Below are 18,711 nucleotides of genomic sequence, written 5' to 3'. Positions count from 1 at the left end.
GCGGGGCTCTTATTTGAATCAAATAAACGCTTCAAATAAGAACAAATATTATGCTGGATAAGGGTGTTGCGGGGCTGGCAGGCCGCCTGGAGGGGAGAGGGCGGGGTGTCGCGCAATAATGCAGGGGCGCTGCGGAATGAATGAGAATAAAACTGTTGTTATAAGTGGCTGCAAAAAATGCAATGCGGATTATAATAACCATGCCTGGCGTGTGGCGATATTCAAATGAAAATACGCAGATATTCCATTGGCATTGATTCAAGGCGTCGGTAGTATTGCTTAGGTGTTTGTACTTATTATTGCCGATGGTTTGTTTATTCTCTCGATGGCCGGTTGCGCGCGCCGGCGGGCCAGGCACGCCACTGTTGCTGGCTGGACGCGCAAAACGCCGGCGGGCCGCTGCTGCATCGCACAAGCTGCCTGTACTTCGCTATAATTGCGCGGTTAAAACACAATCCGCTAATGAGGAACCCCATGAGTTTGAATAACGTCTCTTCCGGCCGCGATCTGCCGAACGATTTCAACGTCGTCATCGAAATCCCGATGAATGCCGATCCGATCAAGTACGAAGTCGACAAGGAAAGCGGCGCGATTTTCGTCGATCGCTTCATGGGTACCGCCATGCATTACCCGTGCAACTACGGCTACGTGCCGAACACCCTGTCGCCGGACGGCGACCCGGTCGACGTGCTGGTCATCACCCCGTTCCCGCTGATCCCGGGCGTGGTCGTGCGCTGCCGTCCTATCGGCGTGCTGAAAATGACCGACGAGTCGGGCGAAGACGCGAAAGTGCTGGCCGTGCCAGTCGACAAGGTCCTGTCGATCTACAGCCACTGGCAAAAGCCGGAAGACCTGAACGAACTGCGCTTGCGCCAGATCCAGCATTTCTTTGAGCACTACAAGGATCTGGAAAAAGGCAAATGGGTCAAGATCGACGGCTGGTATGGTCCTGAAGTGGCCAAGGAAGAAATCCTGAACGGCGTTGCCGCCTTCAAGACCGACGCCGCCAAAGCCTAAGAACACCCGGTAAGAAAAGCGCTCCCCGCCTGCGATGGCCGGGAGCGTTTTTTTATGCGCGAAACGGGCTGTGCTCGTTCAATTCATCGAGGTAGGCATCGATGCCGCCCCGTTCGCGCTCGAGGAAGCGCTGCACGGCGTCCGCAAAGGCCGGGTGCGCCAGCCAGTGGGCGGACCAGGTCTTTTGCGGCAGGAAGCCGCGCGCCATCTTGTGCTCGCCCTGGGCGCCCCCTTCGAAGGTGGCGATGCCGTTGGCGATGCAAAACTCCAGCGGCTGGTAATACGCCGTCTCGAAATGCAGGCAAGGCACGTGTTCGAGTGCGCCCCAGTAGCGGCCATACAGGGTGTCGGCCGTGTGGATCACCAGCGAGGCGGCAATGGCCCGGCCGTCGCGCTCGGCGATCACCAGGAGTATGTTCTGCGGCATGCTGAAGGCTATGCGCCGGAAGAAGTCCAGGCTCAGGTAAGGCGAGGAGCGGTGTTCCGCATAGGTATTGCTGTAGCAGCGGTGGAACAGTTTCCAGTCGGCATCAAGAGCGTCCACCCCGCGCACCTGGCGCAGGGTGACGCCCGCTTCCCGCACCTTGCGCCGCTCGGCGCGGATATTCTTGCGCTTCTTGTGTTCCAGGGTGGCGAGGAATTGCTCGAAATCCGTGTAGCCCGGATTGAGCCAGTGAAACTGCACGCCACTACGCATCAGGTAGCCGGCTTCCTCCAGCTGGCGCGCTTCGCTTTCCGGCGGGAACAGGATGTGGCAGGACGATACCTCGCTGGCTTGCTGCTGCGCCTGCAGGAAGGCCAGCAGGGCCGCGCGCGCCTGGCCATCGCGGGCCAGCAAGCGCGTGCCGCTGACGGGCGTAAACGGTATCGCGGACAGCAGTTTCGGGTAATATTCGAGACCATGTTGCTGATATGCGTCGGCCCAGGCCCAGTCGAACACGTATTCGCCATACGAGTGCATCTTCAGGTACAGGGGCAGGGCGGCGGCCAGCACCTCGCCTTGCCACAGCACCAGGTAATTCGGTTGCCAGCCCGTGTCCGCGCTGGCGCAGCCGGACTCGTGCAGCGCGTGCAAAAAGGCGTAGGAAAGGAAGGGAGTGGCGTCCGCCTGGCTTGCCAGCAGTTCAGACCAGGCCGCTTCGCCAATTTCAGCCAGGGTAGTGACGATAGCCGTGCGATAATTCATTGTTGTAGTGTGCATTCATCACTCTCGGGGCGTCGCCATCGGCCTGCGCGCCCCTGTCTTGTTTAATAGAACGAAATATCCATCATCATCATGACAGTCAAAGTCGCAATTGCTCAAATGAATAGTACGGTCGGCGATCTGGCCGGCAACCGTGCCAAGATCTTCGACCTTTCCCGCCGCGCGTTCGAGGCGGGCGCCGATATCGTGCTCACGCCGGAACTGTCGCTGGTCGGCTATCCACCCGAGGACCTGTTGCTGCGCAATGCATTCTACGCAAAAACGCAGGAAGCGTTTGCGGGACTGGCTGCCGACCTGGCCCAGTTCAAGGATTTGCACGTGGTGGTGGGCTTGCCCCTGCAAGACGAGAAGGGCGTGCGCCACAATGCCGCCTCCGTGTTGCTGAACGGCGAAGTGCTGGGCACCTACCGCAAGCACGACTTGCCGAATACGACCGTGTTCGATGAAAAACGTTACTTTACGTCGTCCGACCAGGCTTTCGTGTTTGGCGTGAAAGGCGTGCGTTTCGGCATCAATATCTGCGAAGACACGTGGTTCGAGCACGCACCGATGCGCGCCCGCGCGGCCGGCGCGCAAGTGCTGCTGGTGCCGAACGGCTCGCCGTACCACATGAACAAGCAGTATCTGCGCTATGACACCATGCGCAAGAACGTCAGCGCGCAAGGCATGGCCCTCGTGTACGCCAACCTGGTCGGTGGCCAGGATGAGCTGATTTTCGACGGCGACTCGTTTGTCATGGATGCGGCCGGCACGATCTGCGCCCAGCTGCGCCATTTCGATGAAGACTTGCAGGTCGTCGACTTCGACGGCGCCACCCCCGTGCCGCAGCCGCTGGCCGCACCATTGACCACGGAGGCGCAGGTGTACCAGGCGCTGGTGCTGGGCGTGCGCGACTATATCGGCAAGAACGGTTTCCCGGGCGTGCTGATCGGCATGTCGGGCGGCGTCGATTCCGCCCTGACCCTGGCGATTGCCGTCGATGCGCTGGGCGCCGACAAGGTGCGCGCCGTCATGATGCCGTCGCAATTTACGGCCGATATCTCGTGGATCGACTCGCGCGACATGGTAAAACGCCTCGATGTGCGCTACGATGAAATTCCGATCAAGCAAACTTTCGACGCTTTCCGCGCCACCCTGGCCGAGGAGTTCGCGGGACTGGCGGAAGACGCGACGGAAGAGAATATCCAGGCGCGCATCCGCGGCACCTTGCTGATGGCCCTGTCGAACAAGCATGGCAGCATCGTCTTGACGACAGGCAACAAGAGCGAGATGGCCGTCGGCTATTGCACCCTGTACGGCGACATGGCGGGCGGCTTTGCCGTGATCAAGGATATCGCCAAGACCCTCGTCTACCGCCTGTGCGCGTACCGCAACAGCGTGTCGGACGTGATTCCCGAGCGCATCCTGACGCGCGGACCGTCGGCCGAACTGCGCGCCGACCAGCTGGACCAGGATTCCTTGCCGCCGTATGAAATACTCGACGGCATCATGCAGTTGTACATGGAAGAAAATCGGCCGATCGCCGACATTATCGAGGCTGGCTACCCGCCGGCCGATGTGGCGAAAATCACGCGCCTGATCAAGATCAATGAATACAAGCGGCGCCAGTCGCCGGTGGGCATCCGCGTCACGCACCGTGGCTTCGGCCGCGACTGGCGTTATCCCATCACGTCGAAGTTTTACGAATAAGCAGCCATCTGTCCACAATCCAACAATTTTAAGGAGTAGCCATGAAACAGATTACCGCCATCATCAAACCATTCAAGCTCGACGAAGTACGCGAGGCCCTGGCCGATGTGAACGTGACGGGCTTGACCGTGACGGAAGTGAAGGGCTTTGGCCGCCAGAAAGGCCATACCGAGCTGTACCGTGGCGCCGAGTATGTGGTCGACTTCTTGCCGAAAGTCAAAGTCGAAGTGGTGGTGGACGACAGCGTGTCGGAACTGGTGGTCGACGCCATCATCAAGGCGGCCCGCACGGGCAAGATTGGCGATGGCAAGATCTTCGTGCGCGACGTGGAGCAGGTCATCCGCATCCGTACGGGCGAAACGGGTCCAGACGCCGTCTAGCACCAGCCATAAGCTACTGCGCGTCGTGCTTTGCGGCCTGCGATGCTCACCGTGCTTCAGCACGGTTGCGCTTCTTAGCCACAAATCGCTGCCGCTCGCTACGCTTCTGGCAGGCGCTATGTAGATGTTCTTCAGCAGACCGTAGGTCGGATTAGCGCCAGCGCGTAATCCGACATGAGTTGCTAATAATATTATGGATTACGCATCAGCACCGTTCAGCGCCCCAAGCGCATGTCGAATTTCCAGCATATCAGGCGCAGAATCGTGATGCCGCTGGCGCTGGTCCACAGCGCAAAGTCGTGCTCGGCGCCGAAGTGCATCTGCAATAAATAAGCCCAGCAGCCGAAAAACGCGCAGATGGCGTAGGGTTTGCCGTCGCGAAACACCATCGGCACTTCGTTACAGACGATATCGCGCATCACGCCGCCGAAAATCCCCGTAATCACCCCCATCATCGAGGCAATAAAGATCGGCATGCCGGCGCGCATGGCTTCGGCCACACCCGCGATGGCGAACATGCCCAGGCCGATGGCGTCGGCGATGACGATCAGGCGTTCCGAGACGATCTGGCGCAAATGCTGGATCAGGGGCGCGGCCGTCAGGGCCAGCACGAAGATCAAAATCGCGTATTCCTGGTGCGACACCCAGAACAGGGGCCGCTTGTCGAGCAGGATGTCGCGCAGGGTGCCGCCGCCGAATGCCGTGATGAAGGCCACGACGAACACGCCGACCAGGTCCATGCGCTTGCGGCGCGCTTCGATGAAGCCGGAAAACGCGCCCACCAGGATGGCGATGACCTCAATGATCTTGATCAGCGAGCCAGGCGGCAATTGGGGTGGCATCATGGGTGGAGCGCTTGAGCAGGAAATAATTGTCACAGGTTAACATGACACGGCCCCGAATGGTGACAAACGGGGCCGTGTGCAGTGCGGAACTGGTGACTGAATTGTAATTGCTTGCTGTCAAGCCTAGCGGATGGGTTGCAGTGCGGAAGAAAGCAATACCACCAGCGCGCCATCGCCCCCTTCGGAGCGGCGCGCCTGGCAAAAGGCCACAACTTCATCCTTTTGCACGAGCCAGCTGTGCACCATCGATTTCAAGACCGGTTCCTGGCCTTTCGAGCCGAAACCCTTGCCGTGGATCACGCGCACGCAGCGCAGCTTGCGCCGCGTGGCCTGGTTCAGGAAGGCGCCGATGCCGTCGCGCGCCTCGTCGCGGCGCAAGCCGTGCAAGTCCAGCTCGTCCTGGATGGGCCAGTGGCCCTTGCGCATCTTTTTTACGACGTCCGGTCCCACGCCGGGGCGGGCGTAGTTCAGGGCCGGATCGTTTTCCAGGTAATGGTCGACTTCGAACAAGTCCGACAGCGATTCGCGCAGCACGGCCGCATCGTCCTCTTCCGGCGATAGCTTGCGGGCCGGCTGCTGGGCCGCCATGGCGCCCGCCTTGGGCAGGCTGGGCACGTAGCGGTCCGATTCGGGCAGGCGCTTGACGCCGCCGATGCTGGCCTTGAACAGATTGCTTTCCACGGCTTGCACCTTGGCTTGCTGGGCGCGCTCAGCCGCAGCTTGCGCGCGCGCGTCCGCCTGCTCCTTGAGCTGCTTGCTGACCGCTTTCAGGTCGGCAAAGTCTTTCATCGACGCCATGCGACGCTTACTCCTGGCCTTCCAGGTAGCGCTGGGCGTCCAGTGCTGCCATGCAACCCGTGCCGGCGCTGGTGATGGCCTGGCGGTAGATGTGGTCTTGCACGTCGCCGGCGGCAAACACGCCCGGCGCGCTGGTGGCGGTGGCCATGCCTTCCAGGCCCGTCTTGGTCTTGATGTAGCCGTTGTGCATTTCCAGCTGGCCTTCGAAGATGCCCGTGTTCGGCTTGTGGCCGATGGCGATGAACACGCCGTGCACGCTCAGCGCTTCAACCTTGCCGTCGATGGTCGACTTGATGTTCAAGCCCGTCACGCCGCCTTCGTTGCCCGTCACTTCGTCCAGGGTGTGGTTATATTTCAACACAATCTTGCCTTCGGCAACCTTGGCGTTCAGGCGGTCGATCAAAATCGCTTCCGCGCGGAACTTGTCGCGGCGGTGGATCAGGGTGACTTTATTGGCGATGTTCGACAGGTAAAGCGCTTCTTCGACGGCAGTGTTGCCGCCGCCGACGACGGCCACTTCCTGGTTGCGGTAGAAGAAACCATCGCAGGTGGCGCAGGCGGACACGCCCTTGCCCATGAATTCCGCTTCCGATGGCAGGCCCAGGTATTGCGCGGATGCGCCCGTGGCGATGATCAGCGTGTCGCACGTGTATTCGTGGCTGTCGCCCTTCAGGCGGATCGGCTTTTCATTCAGGAAAGTGGTGTGGATGTGGTCAAACACGATTTCCGTATTGAAACGCTCGGCGTGCTGCAGCAGGCGCTGCATCAGGTCCGGACCTTGCACGCCCATCGGGTCGCCTGGCCAGTTTTCCACGTCGGTGGTGGTCATCAGCTGACCGCCTTGTTCCACGCCGGTGACCAGCATCGGGTTCAGGTTGGCGCGGGCGGCGTAGACGGCGGCGCTGTAGCCGGCTGGGCCGGAGCCGAGGATCAAAACGCGGGCGTGTTTGGTAGTGGTCATAATGAGGCTTCTCTATGAGTGGGGTCTATCCGAATTGGGGGCATACGCGCGAAGAACAAGGGCGTATTGCGCTTGCGCAAGCAATCCACGATTATAGACCAAGCCGCCTGTAGCGACGAATCGTGGGGCCGTCCGGGGCATATATGGCTTAGAATACTTCCTTATTATGGGAAATTCCCTTTCAGAAACATTTTTCACCTTGCAGCGCTTCCCAGAATGACTAAACCAGCCCAGGCCAATCAAAATAGCTACACCCGAAAACCGGTCGAACGCCGGCCCCTGCCCAACCGGCTGGTGCGGCTGTTGTCCGAGGCGCGCTGGTTCGCGCTGGCCGCGTTTGCCTTGTATTTCGTGCTGATCCTGGCCAGCTTCAACAAGCTTGACCCGGGCTGGTCGCACGCCACCAACGTCGACAAGGTCGCCAACCTGGGCGGCAAGCTCGGTGCCACCTTTTCCGACCTGTTGCTGTACATCTTCGGCTTTTCCGCCTGGTGGTGGTGCGTGTGGCTGCTGCGCACGGTGTGGCATGGCTATCGCCGCCTGAGTAAGCGCTTCCTGCTGGAAGAGGAAGAGGTGGAGCGCGAGCACCATGTCGAGATGCTGATCCGCATCGTCGGCTTCTCCATCATGCTGATCGGCAGCATGGGCCTCGAATACCTGCGCATGGCGAAAAGCCTGCACGTGCAGCTGCCGCGCGATCCGGGCGGCGTGCTGGGCCAGCTGGTGGGGCACTCGGCCCACGTGGCGTTCGGTTTCACGGGCGCCACTTTATTGCTGTTGCTGCTGTTTGGTCTCGGTTTCAGCCTGTTCTTCCATGTGTCCTGGCTGCAAGTGGCCGAGCGCATCGGCGGCGCCATCGAAGACGCTTTCAACTGGTTCGTGCTGCGCTACCAGGACCGCGAAGACCGCCGCCAGGGCGAAGTGGCCGCCGTGCGCCGCGACGAAGTGGTGGTCATCGAGCGGGCCAAGCATGTGGAAAAGCACGTGGCCGCGCCGCCCGTGAAGATCGAGCCGCAGGTTGTGACGGTGGTGAAATCCGAGCGCGTGGAAAAGGAACGCCAGGCCCATCTGTTCGAGAACCTGGGCGATGGCAAGCTGCCGCCGCTGTCGCTGCTCGACGAGGCGCCACCCGTGGTGGAAACGGTTTCCGTGGAAACCCTGGAATTCACGAGCCGCCTGATCGAAAAGAAACTCTCGGACTTTGGCGTGGATGCCAAGGTAGTGGCCGCTTACCCCGGCCCTGTGGTCACGCGCTATGAAATCGAGCCGGCCACGGGCGTCAAGGGCAGCCAGATCGTGGGCCTGGCGCGCGACCTGGCCCGTTCGCTGTCGCTGACGTCGATCCGGGTGGTGGAAACCATTCCCGGCAAGAATTACATGGCCTTGGAATTGCCGAACAGCAAGCGCCAGATCGTGCGCCTGACGGAAATCCTCGGCTCCAAGGTCTACAACGATGGCGTGTCCAGCCTGACGATTGCGCTGGGCAAGGATATCGCCGGCAAGCCCGTCGTGGCCGACCTGGCCAAGATGCCCCACTTGCTGGTGGCCGGTACTACCGGTTCCGGTAAATCCGTGGGTATCAATGCGACGATACTGTCGCTGCTGTACAAATCCGACCCGCTCGACGTGCGTTTGATCCTGATCGATCCGAAGATGCTGGAAATGTCCGTCTACGAAGGCATCCCGCACTTGCTGGCGCCCGTCGTGACGGATATGCGCCAGGCCGGCCATGCGCTGAACTGGGCCGTGAACGAGATGGAGCGCCGCTATAAGCTGATGAGCAAGATGGGCGTGCGTAACCTGGCCGGCTACAACGCGAAGATTGCCGACGCGAAAAAGCGCGAAGAACACATCCCGAATCCGTTCAGCCTGACGCCCGATTCGCCGGAACCGCTGGAAAAACTGCCGACCATCGTCATCATCATCGACGAGCTGGCCGATCTGATGATGGTGGTGGGCAAAAAAGTCGAGGAATTGATCGCGCGTATCGCGCAAAAGGCACGCGCCGCCGGCTTGCACTTGATTCTGGCCACGCAGCGCCCATCTGTAGACGTGATCACGGGCTTGATCAAGGCCAACATTCCCACGCGTATCGCCTTCCAGGTATCGTCGAAGATCGACTCGCGCACCATTCTGGACCAGATGGGCGCGGAAACCCTGCTGGGCATGGGTGACATGCTGTACATGCCGCCCGGCACCGGTTTGCCGATGCGCGTGCACGGCGCGTTTGTGTCCGATGAAGAAGTCCACCGCGTCGTCAGCCATTTGAAGCTGCAGGGCGAACCGAATTACATCGAGGGCATCCTCGAAGGCGGCACCCTGGAAGGCGACGGCGCCGAAGGCGGCGCGCCGGGCGAGGGCGGCGGCGAGGCCGATGCCCTGTACGACCAGGCGGTGGCGGTGGTGCTGAAAAACCGCCGCGCCTCGATTTCGCTGGTGCAGCGCCATTTGCGCATCGGCTACAACCGCGCCGCCCGTCTGCTCGAGCAGATGGAGCAGAGCGGGGTGGTATCAACCATGCAATCCAATGGCAACCGGGAAATCCTGGTGCCGGCGGCAAGTGCCGAACAAGGGTAAAGAATGAAAAGCAATACTTTCGCAGCAAAAATGATGATCGGCGCGGCCAGCGTTGCCTGCAGCCTGTTGTTCGCTGCCAGCGCCTCGGCCAGCGCGTTGGAGCAATTCAAGAGCTTTGCGGCCGGCACCAAGTCGGCCAAGGGCGAGTTCGTGCAGCGCCAAGTCAAGAAGGCGGACGCCAGCGGCAAGGCGAAAGTGTCGACGCCCGCCAGCGGCACGTTCGAGTTCGCCCGCCCAGGCAAGTTCATCTGGACCTACCTGAAGCCGTACGAGCAGTTGCTGCAAGCCGATGGCGACAAGCTGTATATCTACGACAAGGACTTGAGCCAGGTGACGGTGAAGAAACTGGGCGATGCGCTCGGTTCCTCGCCGGCGGCCATCTTGTTCGGCAGCAACGACCTGGAAAAGAATTTCACCCTGGCCGAAGCGGGCACGCGCGATGGACTGGAATGGCTGAAAGCGACGCCGAAAGCCAAGGACACGACTTTCGACGAAATCACCATCGGCCTGCGCAATGGCGTGCCGGAAGCGATGGAATTGCGCGATTCGTTTGGCCAGACCTCGGTGCTGGCGTTCAAGAACTTCCAGAAGAATCCGGCGCTTCCGGCCAATCACTTTAAATTTGTCATGCCCAAGGGCGCCGACGTCATTAATAATTAAGACTGTTGCGCCTTGCGTATGAGCCGGCCTCGCAGCAATGCGGGGCTTTTGCATTCTTATTAGGTAACTCATTATGGCGGATCTCTTTTCCACCGCACCGCGCCAGCCGCTGGCCGAAGCCTTGCGGCCAGCCACCCTGAACGAAGTCATCGGCCAGACGCACCTGCTGGGCGCTGGCAAGCCGCTGCGCCTCGCGTTCGAGGCGGGCAAGGCCCATTCGATGATTCTGTGGGGGCCGCCCGGCGTGGGCAAGACCACCCTGGCGCGCCTGATGGCGAATGCTTTCGACAGTGAATTCATCGCCTTGTCGGCCGTGTTTGCTGGCGTGAAAGATATCCGCGCAGCCATGGACCAGGCCCGCCACAGCCTGGACCAGTTCGGCAAGCACACCTTATTGTTCGTCGATGAAATCCACAGGTTTAATAAATCGCAACAAGACGCCTTGCTGCCCTTCGTTGAATCGGGCCTGGTGACGTTCATCGGCGCGACGACGGAAAACCCCAGCTTCGAAGTCAATTCGGCGCTGCTGTCGCGCGCGCAAGTGTATGTGTTGAAATCGCTCAACGAAGACGAGATGAAGCAGTTGCTGGCCAAGGCGCAAAGCACGGCGCTGACGCACCTGAGCTTCGACGAGGCGGCGGCCGATACCCTGATCGGCTACGCGGACGGCGATGCGCGCCGCTTCCTGAATTTGCTGGAGCAGGCCGAGACGGCTGCCAGCTCGACGGGCACGACCAAAATCGACGCGGCCTTCGTCGACAATGCGCTGACCTTGAATTCGCGCCGTTTCGACAAGGGCGGCGACAATTTCTATGACCAGATTTCCGCCCTGCACAAGTCCGTGCGCGGTTCCAATCCGGACGCGGCCCTGTACTGGTTTTGCCGCATGATCGATGGCGGCGCCGATCCGCGCTACCTGTCGCGGCGCATCGTGCGCATGGCCTGGGAAGACATCGGCCTGGCCGACCCCCGCGCCTTGACCATGGTCAATGACGCGGCGGAAACGTATGAGCGGCTCGGTTCGCCCGAAGGCGAGCTGGCGCTGGGTCAGGCCGTCATCTACCTGGCGATTGCCGCGAAAAGCAATGCCGGCTATAACGCGTTCAACACGGCCATGGCCTTCGTCAAGAAAGATAAATCGAAGGAAGTGCCCGTGCACTTGCGCAATGCGCCGACGAAGCTGATGAAGGAGCTGGGCTACGGTCACGCCTACCGTTATGCGCACGATGAGCCCGATGCGTATGCGGCCGGTGAAACGTATTTTCCGGATGGCATGGCGGAGCCGGGCTGGTACCAACCCGTGCCCCGCGGCCTGGAAAGCAAGATTGCCGACAAGCTGGCGTGGCTGCGCGAGCTGGACAGAAAAGCGGGAAAACCAGCCGGCAAGGGCTGAGGCTTACAGGCCCAGCAAAGTAAAACCGTCATCCTGCGGCGCGTAGCCCACCAGTTGGCGCGTCGCTGCGATCGACAAGCGTTTATAACGGTTGTCCGACACGCCATGCACGACGTGGTAGCCGGCCGGCACGTCGGCGGCGATGCAGCGCGCCAGCAATTGCACCACGTCGCGTTCGCTGATGAAGGCGGCGATGTCGCGCGCGCTGTGTTGTTGACCTTTCTCAAACTGCGCCACGTTGGCGATGCGCACGGCGATCGCCGTCATGCCATGCTGGTGGGCGAATGCGGAGGCCACGCCTTCGCCGAAGGCCTTGCTGGCGCCATACATGTTCGCCGGGCGCGCCGGCATGTGCTCATGCACCTGTACGTCGAGCGGATAGCCTTCGATGGCTTGCGCGCTGCTGGCGAACACGACTCTTTTCACGCCTTGCGCCTGCGCCGCGCGGAAGATGTTGTGCGTGCCGATGATGTTCGGCTGCAACAGTTGCGCATCGAAATCGGCGCTGGCGTGCGGCACGCCGGCCAGGTGCAGCACCACGTCGATGCCGGCGCAGGCGGCCAGGCAGGCGGCGTAGTTGCTCACGTCGAGCTGAATGAACGGGCAGGGCGCTTCGGCCAGCTTGCCTGTGTGCAGGTCGGCCAGGCGCAGGGAAAATTCCCCGTGCCGGCTCTTCCAGAAAACGGTGCCGATGACGCCGGCGGCGCCCGTGACGAGGACGCGCAGTGGTGGTGCTTGAGTCATGTATTCCTAATATTCAAGGTGTGAGGCAGTGCCAGGTTCAGCCAGCGCAGCAGGGCGGGGCGCGGTGCGGCCGTGCCATGGACGCGGATGTGTCCGCTACCCACGGCTTCGACCAGCACCAGGCCGTCATTCGGTATCGTGTAGCGTTCGCCGCTGCGCAGCACGCAATCCTCGAACTGGGCGTAGGCCGTGATCCACGCCGTGCCGGACAGGCATTCGATGACCTTGGCGTGCGCTTTTTCCAGGCGCAAGGGCCGTTCGCTGCGTAATTCGTGGTCGGTATGCATGGCGTCGCTCCTGTTGTGCTGACAGGAGCAGCTTAGGCGCTTGCCGTGAACCATGACAGATGCAGGAAAACGAAATTGTGATGAATACAGTACACTTCGTCATAGACTGTGCTTATCAAAAAAGCGGGCAACTGTATCTGTGCCGGCCCCGCGCGGCCGCCGCATACTGAAGGGATGAACATGAGCGCGCATTTGAATCTGTACGAGCACCTGGCCAACGAGCTGGGCGCGCTGATCGACTCGCGCGTGTTCGCGCCCGGCGACCGCCTGCCGTCGATACGCCACCTGGCGCAGCAAAAGCGCATTTCCATCAGTACCGTGATGCAAGCCTTGCGCCTGATGGAAGACCGGGGGCAAGTCGATGCGCGGCCCCAGTCCGGCTATTTCGTGCGCCACCGGGCGCCGCGCCGGCCCTGCAGCGCCGACGCCCAGCACCTGAAGGAGCCGGCCTTTGTCGGCATCAACAATCTGTTGATGCGCGTGCTGAAGGATAACGAAACGGCGAATATCGTGCAGCTGGGCACGGCCTGGCCGCCCGACGAGATCCTGCCGATCAAGCGCATGCAGCGCACCATCAGCGCGGTGGCGCGGCGCGATCCCGTCCTGCTGAGTAAAGTCAGCTGCTACGACATCAGCGAAGGCAATTTCCTGCGCCAGGTGGCGCGCCGCGCGCTGGACTGGGGCAAGCTCGATCCGCACGAGATCGTCGTGACGAATTCCTGCACGGAAGCGATCAGCCTGTGCCTGCGCGCCGTCGCCAAGCCGGGCGACACCATCGCCATCGAGTCGGCCACGTATTTCGTGCTGCTGCAAATGATCGAAAGCCTGGGCATGAAGGCGCTGGAAATTCCCACCGACCCGAAGACGGGGCCGTCGCTCGACGCGCTGGAACTGGCCTTGCGCGCCGGCCTCGTGCAAGCGTGCCTGTTCGTGCCGAACGCAAATAATCCTTTGGGCTGCGTCATGCCGGAAGCAAACAAGAAGCGGCTGGCGGGGCTGCTGTCGGAATTCAATATTCCGCTGGTGGAAGACGACGTATATGGCGACCTGTGCTTTGCGCCGCAGCGTCCGTGGCCCGTGAAGGCCTATGACACGAGCGGCAATGTGCTGTTGTGCTCCTCGTTTTCCAAGGCGATCACCCCCGCGTCGCGCGTGGGCTACGTGCTGGCCGGGCGTTTCGCGCAGGAAGTGGCGCTGCTGAAAACCGTGTCGAGCGGCGCCACCAGCCATTTCTTCCAGGCCGTGCTGGCCGACTTTCTGGAAGGCAGCAGCTACGATCAGCAGCTGCGCAAGATGCGGCGCACCCTGGTGCAGCGCATCGCCCGCATGTCCGACGCCGTGGCGGCCAGCTTTCCGGCCGACTGCATGCTGTCCGAGCCGCAGGGCGGATTCGTGCTGTGGGTGCAGATGCCGCCGCAAGTCGATGCGCTGGCCCTGCATGGCCAGGCGATCGCGGACGGCGTGGCGTATATGCCGGGCCAGCTTTTCTCGGCCTCGGGCAAGTTCGGCAATTATCTGCGCCTCAATTGCGGCAATGCGTGGACGCCGCGCATCGAGCAGGCCATTGGCCGCCTGGGGCATCTCGTCAAGGACGCCTTGTAGAACGCCTGTCAAAACCTACTGCGCGGCGCGCTTTGCGGCCTGCGATGCTCACCGTGCTCTAGCACGGTTGCGCTTCTTAGCCACAAATCACTGTCGCTCGCTACGGTTTTGTCAGGCGTTGTTCATTCCCTTGTTTTCCCTTCAGTCCCCGTTTTTCACCGTTCGCTCCCTGTTTTTCGCCGCTGGTCGCAAGCCGGTGGCGTTGTTTGCGGCCGTTGGCTAAAGTACCACCATACCAGCAGCAGTCAACGAAACAAACTAACCAGGAGTCACATCATGAACGCACTGAAAAACATGGAAATCACCTTTGTCGCCGCCGCCATCATCGCCATCGGCGCCAGCTTCGCCACCGCCGGCGCGAATACCCTGGAAGTGAGCGCCAGCAGCAGCGTGATCGCCCAGGCCGCAGACATGCCTGTCGTTACCGTCAGCGCCCGCCGCCTGACGGCTGCCGAAAAAGCCGCGTTCATTTAAGCAATAAGCCAAGCAGAAAATGTAAAGGGGGCGGGAGTGCCCGGCCAGGCCGCCATGACGATGGTTGACCTTGCGCAAAACTCATCGAAGTGAACTGGGTCTTGGTACAATGAGTGCTTTCGATACATCGGCACCGCCATCCACCCATGATAGATATCCAACTTCTCCGTAAAGACATCGCCACCGTCGCAGAACGCCTGGCGACGCGCAAATTCCAGCTCGACGTGGCAGGCTTTACCGCCCTAGAAGCCGAACGCAAGGCGATCCAGACGCGCACCGAAGAGCTGCAGGGCAAGCGCAATGCGCTGTCCAAGCAAATCGGCATGTTGAAAGGCAAGGGGGAAGACACCTCGGCCGTGATGGCGCAAGTGGCCGGCCTGGGCGATGAGTTGAAAGCCGATGAAGCGGCCCTGACCCTGGTGCAAGCCAAGCTGAGCGATTTCATCATGGCCGTGCCGAACTTGCCGCATGAATCGTCGCCCCTGGGCACGGACGAGTCGGGCAACGTGGAAGTGCGCAAGGTCGGCACGCCACGCACCTTCGATTTCGAGGTCAAGGATCACGTCGACGTGGGCGCCCCGCTGGGCCTGGACTTCGAAGTGGCTACCAAGCTGACCGGTTCGCGCTTCTCCGTCATGAAGGGCGGCATCGCCCGCCTGCACCGCGCACTGGCGCAATTCATGCTCAACACCCACGTGGATGAGCACGGCTACACGGAATGCTATACGCCGTACATGGTCAACGCCGATTCCCTGCGCGGCACGGGCCAGCTGCCGAAATTCGAAGCCGATCTGTTCTCGGTGAAAAAAGGCGGCGCGGAAGGCGAGGGCGAGACCTTTTACCTGATCCCCACGTCGGAAGTGTCGCTGACCAACATCGCGCGCGATGAAATCCTTGCGCTCGATCAACTGCCCCTGAAAATGACGGCCCACACGCCATGCTTCCGCTCGGAAGCGGGCAGCTACGGCCGCGACACGCGCGGCATGATCCGCCAGCACCAGTTCGACAAGGTGGAAATGGTGCAAGTAGTGCATCCGGACACGTCGTACCAGGTGCTGGAAGAAATGGTCGGTCATGCGGAAAGCATCTTGCAACGCCTGGGTCTGCCATACCGCGTGATGTCGCTGTGCACGGGCGACATGGGGTTCGGCGCTACCAAGACCTTCGACCTGGAAGTATGGCTGCCGGCGCAAAACACCTACCGCGAGATTTCGTCCCTGTCGAACTGCGAAGCCTTCCAGGCCCGCCGCATGCAGGCGCGTTTCCGCAACGCGGCCGGCAAGCCGGAACTGGCGCACACCCTGAACGGCTCCGGCCTGGCGGTGGGCCGCACCCTGGTGGCCGTGCTGGAAAACTACCAGCAAGCGGACGGCAGCGTCGAGATCCCGGCCGTGCTGCGCCCATACATGGGTGGCCTGACGCATCTGAAGGCTTAAAAGGTTCGGGCAGCCGGTGAATGGAAGGCGAAAAATAGTCCTTCCATTTTTTCAAGCGGCTGCTATAATCTTGCCTTCTCGCAGCAATGCGGGAGAGACCGCAGCAAATGGAGAGGTGGCAGAGTGGTCGAATGTACTTGACTCGAAATCAAGCGTACGTTAAATCGTACCGTGGGTTCGAATCCCACCCTCTCCGCCAGAACAAATAGAGAAAGCTCCCGCAAGGGAGCTTTTTTTATTTGTGGCGGCGAAGAGGAGCAAGGCGCCTGCGCGCCTTGCGCGTGGGATTCGAAGACGAGCGCGTACTCGCGCGAGGCTCCCCGAATCGTCAAATTGGTTTTCACGCGTGCGCCAAGGTGGCGTCTACAAAGGCGAGCCGCGCCTTGTACGAGGCTCCCCGAATCGCCCGATCAGTTTTTTGGTTTGGCTACCAGCCCTCAGTTGCAAATCGCCAATAAAACCCCTACCCAACCCAACAATCCCCATGCTAAAATAGCGCCTCGTTCAAACAGGCACGTTAGTTTGAACGAATAGACCGCAGTAAACGGAGAGGTGGCAGAGTGGTCGAATGTACTTGACTCGAAATCAAGCGTACGTTAAATCGTACCGTGGGTTCGAATCCCACCCTCTCCGCCAGAATACATAAGAGAAGCTCCCGCAAGGGAGCTTTTTTTATGCCCACAACAGATGCCAGCCACCAGCGTATCAAGGCCAGGTAGAAAAACCGCCCAAAGCGCGCAGCGCAAGGCGTTTTTTCCTCCATTCAGACTTTGAAAGCCAGCGTCCCCACTACCGCAAGCTAGTGCACGAGCTTGGCCACCGCAAACGCGACGCCCGACATGGCAATGATCGTCCCCACGCACGACAGGATGACAGCCGACTTCGCCTCAGCCACATCTGACTTGGTCGCATAATTGGAGCGCACCACAGCGAGGTCCAGTTTCAAGCCACTGACATCCGTCTTGAGAACGCCGACATCGGTCTTGAGAGCAGCGACATCCGTTTTCAGACCAGCAACATCCACCTTGAGGCCAGTGACATCCGTTTTCAGGCCAGCCACATCCACCTTGATGTCAGCCACATCGACCTTTACATCCTTTACGTCCAGTTTCACACTGGCCATGTCTTTTGCCAGTGCGTTGACTTGCTCGTCCATGGCGCAATCCTCCGTGCTTGTCACTGCATGCTCCTCGCTTTTTTCACCGCTGTCAAACAGTGTCCCGAGGGTATCGCGCATGGCTTTGCTATTGCTTGCCAGGCGTTGCGCCAGCGCCGTCACGCGCTGTAAGTCGGCCATTCCTTCGCCCTGTAGCTGCTCCGTGGCAGTCTGCAATTCCACGGTGATCTGCTCGCTGAGACTGGCTGCGACCTGCAGCCACGCATCGATCTTGCGCTGGCGTGACTGTTGCGTCAGCGCGCCATGCCGCACCTGCGTATCGCTCAGCTTGTGCATGCTGTTCATGCTGCGTCCTCTTCACGTTGGGGCCGATGCCGCCCACGCTACTCCTCGCCGATGGTGTCCGCCTTGACCCCGCTCACCCTATGGTAATCTACCGTATCCCCATCCTGCCCCCACCAATAAAACCAATGAGCCGATTCTGGAGCACCATCGTCAGCGAGCTGACCCCCTACATCCCAGGCGAGCAACCGAAACTGCCCGACCTGGTCAAACTCAATACCAACGAAAACCCCTACGGCCCGTCGCCTCAGGTGCTGGCCGCGCTGCGCGCAGCGGCCAACGACAGCCTGCGCCTGTACCCCGATCCCACGGCGAGCGAACTGAAGCAAACTCTGGCCGACTACCACGGCCTGAGCAGCGCGCAAGTGTTCGTCGGCAACGGTTCCGACGAAGTGCTGGCGCTGGCCTTCATGGCCTTGCTCAAGCACGATGCGCCGCTGCTGTTCCCGGACATCAGCTACAGCTTCTATCCCGTGTATTGCAAGCTGTACGGCATCGATTACCGCACGGTAGCGCTCGACGAGTCCATGCGCATCCGTCCGGAAGACTACCAGGGGCCGTGCGGCGCCATCATCTTCCCCAATCCCAACGCGCCGACAGGCGTGGACTTGCCGCTGGCCGGCGTGGAAGCGCTGCTGCGCGACCATCCCGACGCCGTCGTGGTGGTCGATGAAGCGTATGTGGATTTTGGCGGCGAGAGCGCCGTGTCCCTGGTCGAGCGTTATCCGAACTTGCTGGTGGTGCAGACGTTCTCGAAGTCGCGCTCCTTGGCCGGCTTGCGCGTGGGCAGTGCCTTCGGGCATCCGGACCTGATCGAGGCGCTGGAGCGGGTGAAGAACAGTTTCAATTCGTATCCGCTGGACCGGCTGGCGCTGGCCGGTGCCGTCGCGTCGCTGCACGACGAAGCGTATTTCCAGCAGACGCGCCAGGCCGTGATCGCCAGCCGCGAACAGCTGACGGCGGACCTGGCGGCGCTGGGCTTCGAGGTGCTGCCCTCGGTGGCCAATTTCGTCTTTGCCCACCACCCGCAGCATGACGCGGCGCAACTGGCCGCCGGCTTGCGCGCCCGCTCCGTGATCGTGCGCCATTTCAACGCGCCGCGCATCAGCCAGTATTTGCGCATCAGCATCGGCAACCCAGCCGAATGCGCAGCCCTGGTGGCGGCGCTGCGCGACCTGCTGTGAC

At 61.1% G+C, this 18,711-nt stretch carries 17 protein-coding genes and 2 tRNA genes; 12 read left to right on the top strand and 7 right to left on the bottom strand.

The window, feature by feature from the left end; genetic code table 11:
• Window positions 1-474: 474 nt before the first annotated feature.
• A complete protein-coding gene (ppa, locus tag O3300_RS15440) occupies window positions 475-1,017 on the top strand; it encodes an inorganic diphosphatase (protein ID WP_034786159.1) in 543 nt (180 codons plus the stop codon).
• A gap of 52 nt (window positions 1,018-1,069) precedes the next feature.
• Here ppa and O3300_RS15435 read toward each other — a convergent pair whose 3' ends face one another.
• Entirely contained in the window at window positions 1,070-2,203 is a 1,134-nt protein-coding gene (locus O3300_RS15435; protein WP_305053595.1) for a GNAT family N-acetyltransferase, read from the bottom strand.
• A 90-nt stretch (window positions 2,204-2,293) separates the two neighbouring features.
• Here O3300_RS15435 and O3300_RS15430 point away from each other — a divergent pair, with 90 nt between their 5' ends.
• Entirely contained in the window at window positions 2,294-3,910 is a 1,617-nt protein-coding gene (locus tag O3300_RS15430; RefSeq protein WP_305053443.1) for an NAD+ synthase, read from the top strand.
• 41 nt (window positions 3,911-3,951) lie between these two features.
• Window positions 3,952-4,290: a P-II family nitrogen regulator gene (locus tag O3300_RS15425; RefSeq protein ID WP_034758685.1), complete on the top strand. Its 339-nt coding sequence runs from the start codon at window positions 3,952-3,954 to the stop codon at window positions 4,288-4,290.
• Window positions 4,291-4,505: 215 nt separating this feature from the next.
• On the opposite strand, the gene O3300_RS15420 is transcribed toward O3300_RS15425, so the two are convergent.
• From O3300_RS15420 to trxB, 3 genes are all read right to left on the bottom strand, one after another.
• Entirely contained in the window at window positions 4,506-5,135 is a 630-nt protein-coding gene (locus O3300_RS15420; protein WP_034786156.1) for a trimeric intracellular cation channel family protein, read from the bottom strand.
• 123 nt (window positions 5,136-5,258) lie between these two features.
• Entirely contained in the window at window positions 5,259-5,933 is a 675-nt protein-coding gene (locus O3300_RS15415) for a Smr/MutS family protein (protein WP_305053442.1), read from the bottom strand.
• A 7-nt stretch (window positions 5,934-5,940) separates the two neighbouring features.
• Window positions 5,941-6,894, bottom strand: coding sequence for a thioredoxin-disulfide reductase (gene trxB, locus O3300_RS15410; protein WP_034786153.1), 954 nt, complete (start codon window positions 6,892-6,894; stop codon window positions 5,941-5,943).
• 216 nt (window positions 6,895-7,110) lie between these two features.
• On the opposite strand from trxB, the gene O3300_RS15405 reads away from it, so the two are divergent.
• The 3 genes from O3300_RS15405 (at window position 7,111) to O3300_RS15395 (ending at window position 11,524) form a co-directional block, all read left to right on the top strand.
• Entirely contained in the window at window positions 7,111-9,471 is a 2,361-nt protein-coding gene (locus O3300_RS15405; protein WP_099664816.1) for a DNA translocase FtsK, read from the top strand.
• Window positions 9,472-9,474: 3 nt separating this feature from the next.
• Entirely contained in the window at window positions 9,475-10,131 is a 657-nt protein-coding gene (lolA, locus tag O3300_RS15400; RefSeq protein WP_305053441.1) for an outer membrane lipoprotein chaperone LolA, read from the top strand.
• Window positions 10,132-10,204: 73 nt separating this feature from the next.
• Window positions 10,205-11,524 (top strand): replication-associated recombination protein A, encoded by a 1,320-nt coding sequence (locus O3300_RS15395; protein ID WP_251351836.1) that lies wholly within the window; start codon window positions 10,205-10,207, stop codon window positions 11,522-11,524.
• Between the two features lie 3 nt (window positions 11,525-11,527).
• Here the strand turns inward: O3300_RS15395 and O3300_RS15390 are convergent, their stop codons facing one another.
• Window positions 11,528-12,268, bottom strand: a complete 741-nt coding sequence (locus O3300_RS15390; RefSeq protein WP_305053440.1) for an NAD(P)-dependent oxidoreductase — start codon at window positions 12,266-12,268, stop codon at window positions 11,528-11,530.
• A complete protein-coding gene (locus O3300_RS15385) occupies window positions 12,265-12,555 on the bottom strand; it encodes a DUF2917 domain-containing protein (RefSeq protein WP_180278594.1) in 291 nt (96 codons plus the stop codon). Before O3300_RS15385 ends, O3300_RS15390 begins: the two co-directional genes overlap by 4 nt.
• 180 nt (window positions 12,556-12,735) lie before the next feature.
• Here O3300_RS15385 and O3300_RS15380 point away from each other — a divergent pair, with 180 nt between their 5' ends.
• The 5 genes from O3300_RS15380 (at window position 12,736) to O3300_RS15360 (ending at window position 16,703) form a co-directional block, all read left to right on the top strand.
• Complete coding sequence (locus O3300_RS15380; RefSeq protein WP_099664812.1) at window positions 12,736-14,157, top strand: PLP-dependent aminotransferase family protein; 1,422 nt, start codon at window positions 12,736-12,738, stop codon at window positions 14,155-14,157.
• 276 nt (window positions 14,158-14,433) lie between these two features.
• A complete protein-coding gene (locus tag O3300_RS15375) occupies window positions 14,434-14,631 on the top strand; it encodes a hypothetical protein (RefSeq protein WP_099664811.1) in 198 nt (65 codons plus the stop codon).
• Window positions 14,632-14,777: 146 nt separating this feature from the next.
• On the top strand, window positions 14,778-16,067 hold the full coding sequence (gene serS / locus O3300_RS15370) for a serine--tRNA ligase (protein WP_099664810.1): 1,290 nt from the start codon (window positions 14,778-14,780) through the stop codon (window positions 16,065-16,067).
• A gap of 109 nt (window positions 16,068-16,176) precedes the next feature.
• Window positions 16,177-16,266: transfer RNA gene (locus tag O3300_RS15365), tRNA-Ser, on the top strand.
• 347 nt (window positions 16,267-16,613) lie between these two features.
• A tRNA-Ser gene (locus tag O3300_RS15360) sits at window positions 16,614-16,703 on the top strand.
• Between the two features lie 163 nt (window positions 16,704-16,866).
• On the opposite strand, the gene O3300_RS15355 is transcribed toward O3300_RS15360, so the two are convergent.
• A complete protein-coding gene (locus tag O3300_RS15355; RefSeq protein WP_305053439.1) occupies window positions 16,867-17,529 on the bottom strand; it encodes a hypothetical protein in 663 nt (220 codons plus the stop codon).
• Window positions 17,530-17,654: 125 nt separating this feature from the next.
• On the opposite strand from O3300_RS15355, the gene hisC reads away from it, so the two are divergent.
• Window positions 17,655-18,710, top strand: coding sequence for a histidinol-phosphate transaminase (gene hisC / locus O3300_RS15350; protein ID WP_305053438.1), 1,056 nt, complete (start codon window positions 17,655-17,657; stop codon window positions 18,708-18,710).
• Window position 18,711 lies beyond the last annotated feature (1 nt).

This window comes from Janthinobacterium sp. SUN206 (assembly GCF_030587305.1).
GTDB lineage: Bacteria > Pseudomonadota > Gammaproteobacteria > Burkholderiales > Burkholderiaceae_D > Janthinobacterium > Janthinobacterium kumbetense.
The sequence above is the reverse complement of the archived record's forward strand: the minus strand, read 5'-3'. Positions and strand labels throughout refer to the sequence as shown.

Bases quoted from the DNA above. Each gene is read 5' to 3' on its own strand.
- O3300_RS15420 (WP_034786156.1), bottom strand. From the start codon at position 5,135: ATGATGCCACCCCAATTGCCGCCTGGCTCGCTGATCAAGATCATTGAG.
- lolA (WP_305053441.1), top strand. From the start codon at position 9,475: ATGAAAAGCAATACTTTCGCAGCAAAAATGATGATCGGCGCGGCCAGC.
- serS (WP_099664810.1), top strand. From the start codon at position 14,778: ATGATAGATATCCAACTTCTCCGTAAAGACATCGCCACCGTCGCAGAA.
- O3300_RS15430 (WP_305053443.1), top strand. From the start codon at position 2,294: ATGACAGTCAAAGTCGCAATTGCTCAAATGAATAGTACGGTCGGCGAT.
- O3300_RS15355 (WP_305053439.1), bottom strand. From the start codon at position 17,529: ATGAACAGCATGCACAAGCTGAGCGATACGCAGGTGCGGCATGGCGCG.
- O3300_RS15380 (WP_099664812.1), top strand. From the start codon at position 12,736: ATGAGCGCGCATTTGAATCTGTACGAGCACCTGGCCAACGAGCTGGGC.
- hisC (WP_305053438.1), top strand. From the start codon at position 17,655: ATGAGCCGATTCTGGAGCACCATCGTCAGCGAGCTGACCCCCTACATC.
- O3300_RS15375 (WP_099664811.1), top strand. From the start codon at position 14,434: ATGAACGCACTGAAAAACATGGAAATCACCTTTGTCGCCGCCGCCATC.
- O3300_RS15405 (WP_099664816.1), top strand. From the start codon at position 7,111: ATGACTAAACCAGCCCAGGCCAATCAAAATAGCTACACCCGAAAACCG.
- trxB (WP_034786153.1), bottom strand. From the start codon at position 6,894: ATGACCACTACCAAACACGCCCGCGTTTTGATCCTCGGCTCCGGCCCA.
- ppa (WP_034786159.1), top strand. From the start codon at position 475: ATGAGTTTGAATAACGTCTCTTCCGGCCGCGATCTGCCGAACGATTTC.
- O3300_RS15385 (WP_180278594.1), bottom strand. From the start codon at position 12,555: ATGCATACCGACCACGAATTACGCAGCGAACGGCCCTTGCGCCTGGAA.
- O3300_RS15390 (WP_305053440.1), bottom strand. From the start codon at position 12,268: ATGACTCAAGCACCACCACTGCGCGTCCTCGTCACGGGCGCCGCCGGC.
- O3300_RS15415 (WP_305053442.1), bottom strand. From the start codon at position 5,933: ATGGCGTCGATGAAAGACTTTGCCGACCTGAAAGCGGTCAGCAAGCAG.
- O3300_RS15425 (WP_034758685.1), top strand. From the start codon at position 3,952: ATGAAACAGATTACCGCCATCATCAAACCATTCAAGCTCGACGAAGTA.
- O3300_RS15435 (WP_305053595.1), bottom strand. From the start codon at position 2,203: ATGAATTATCGCACGGCTATCGTCACTACCCTGGCTGAAATTGGCGAA.
- O3300_RS15395 (WP_251351836.1), top strand. From the start codon at position 10,205: ATGGCGGATCTCTTTTCCACCGCACCGCGCCAGCCGCTGGCCGAAGCC.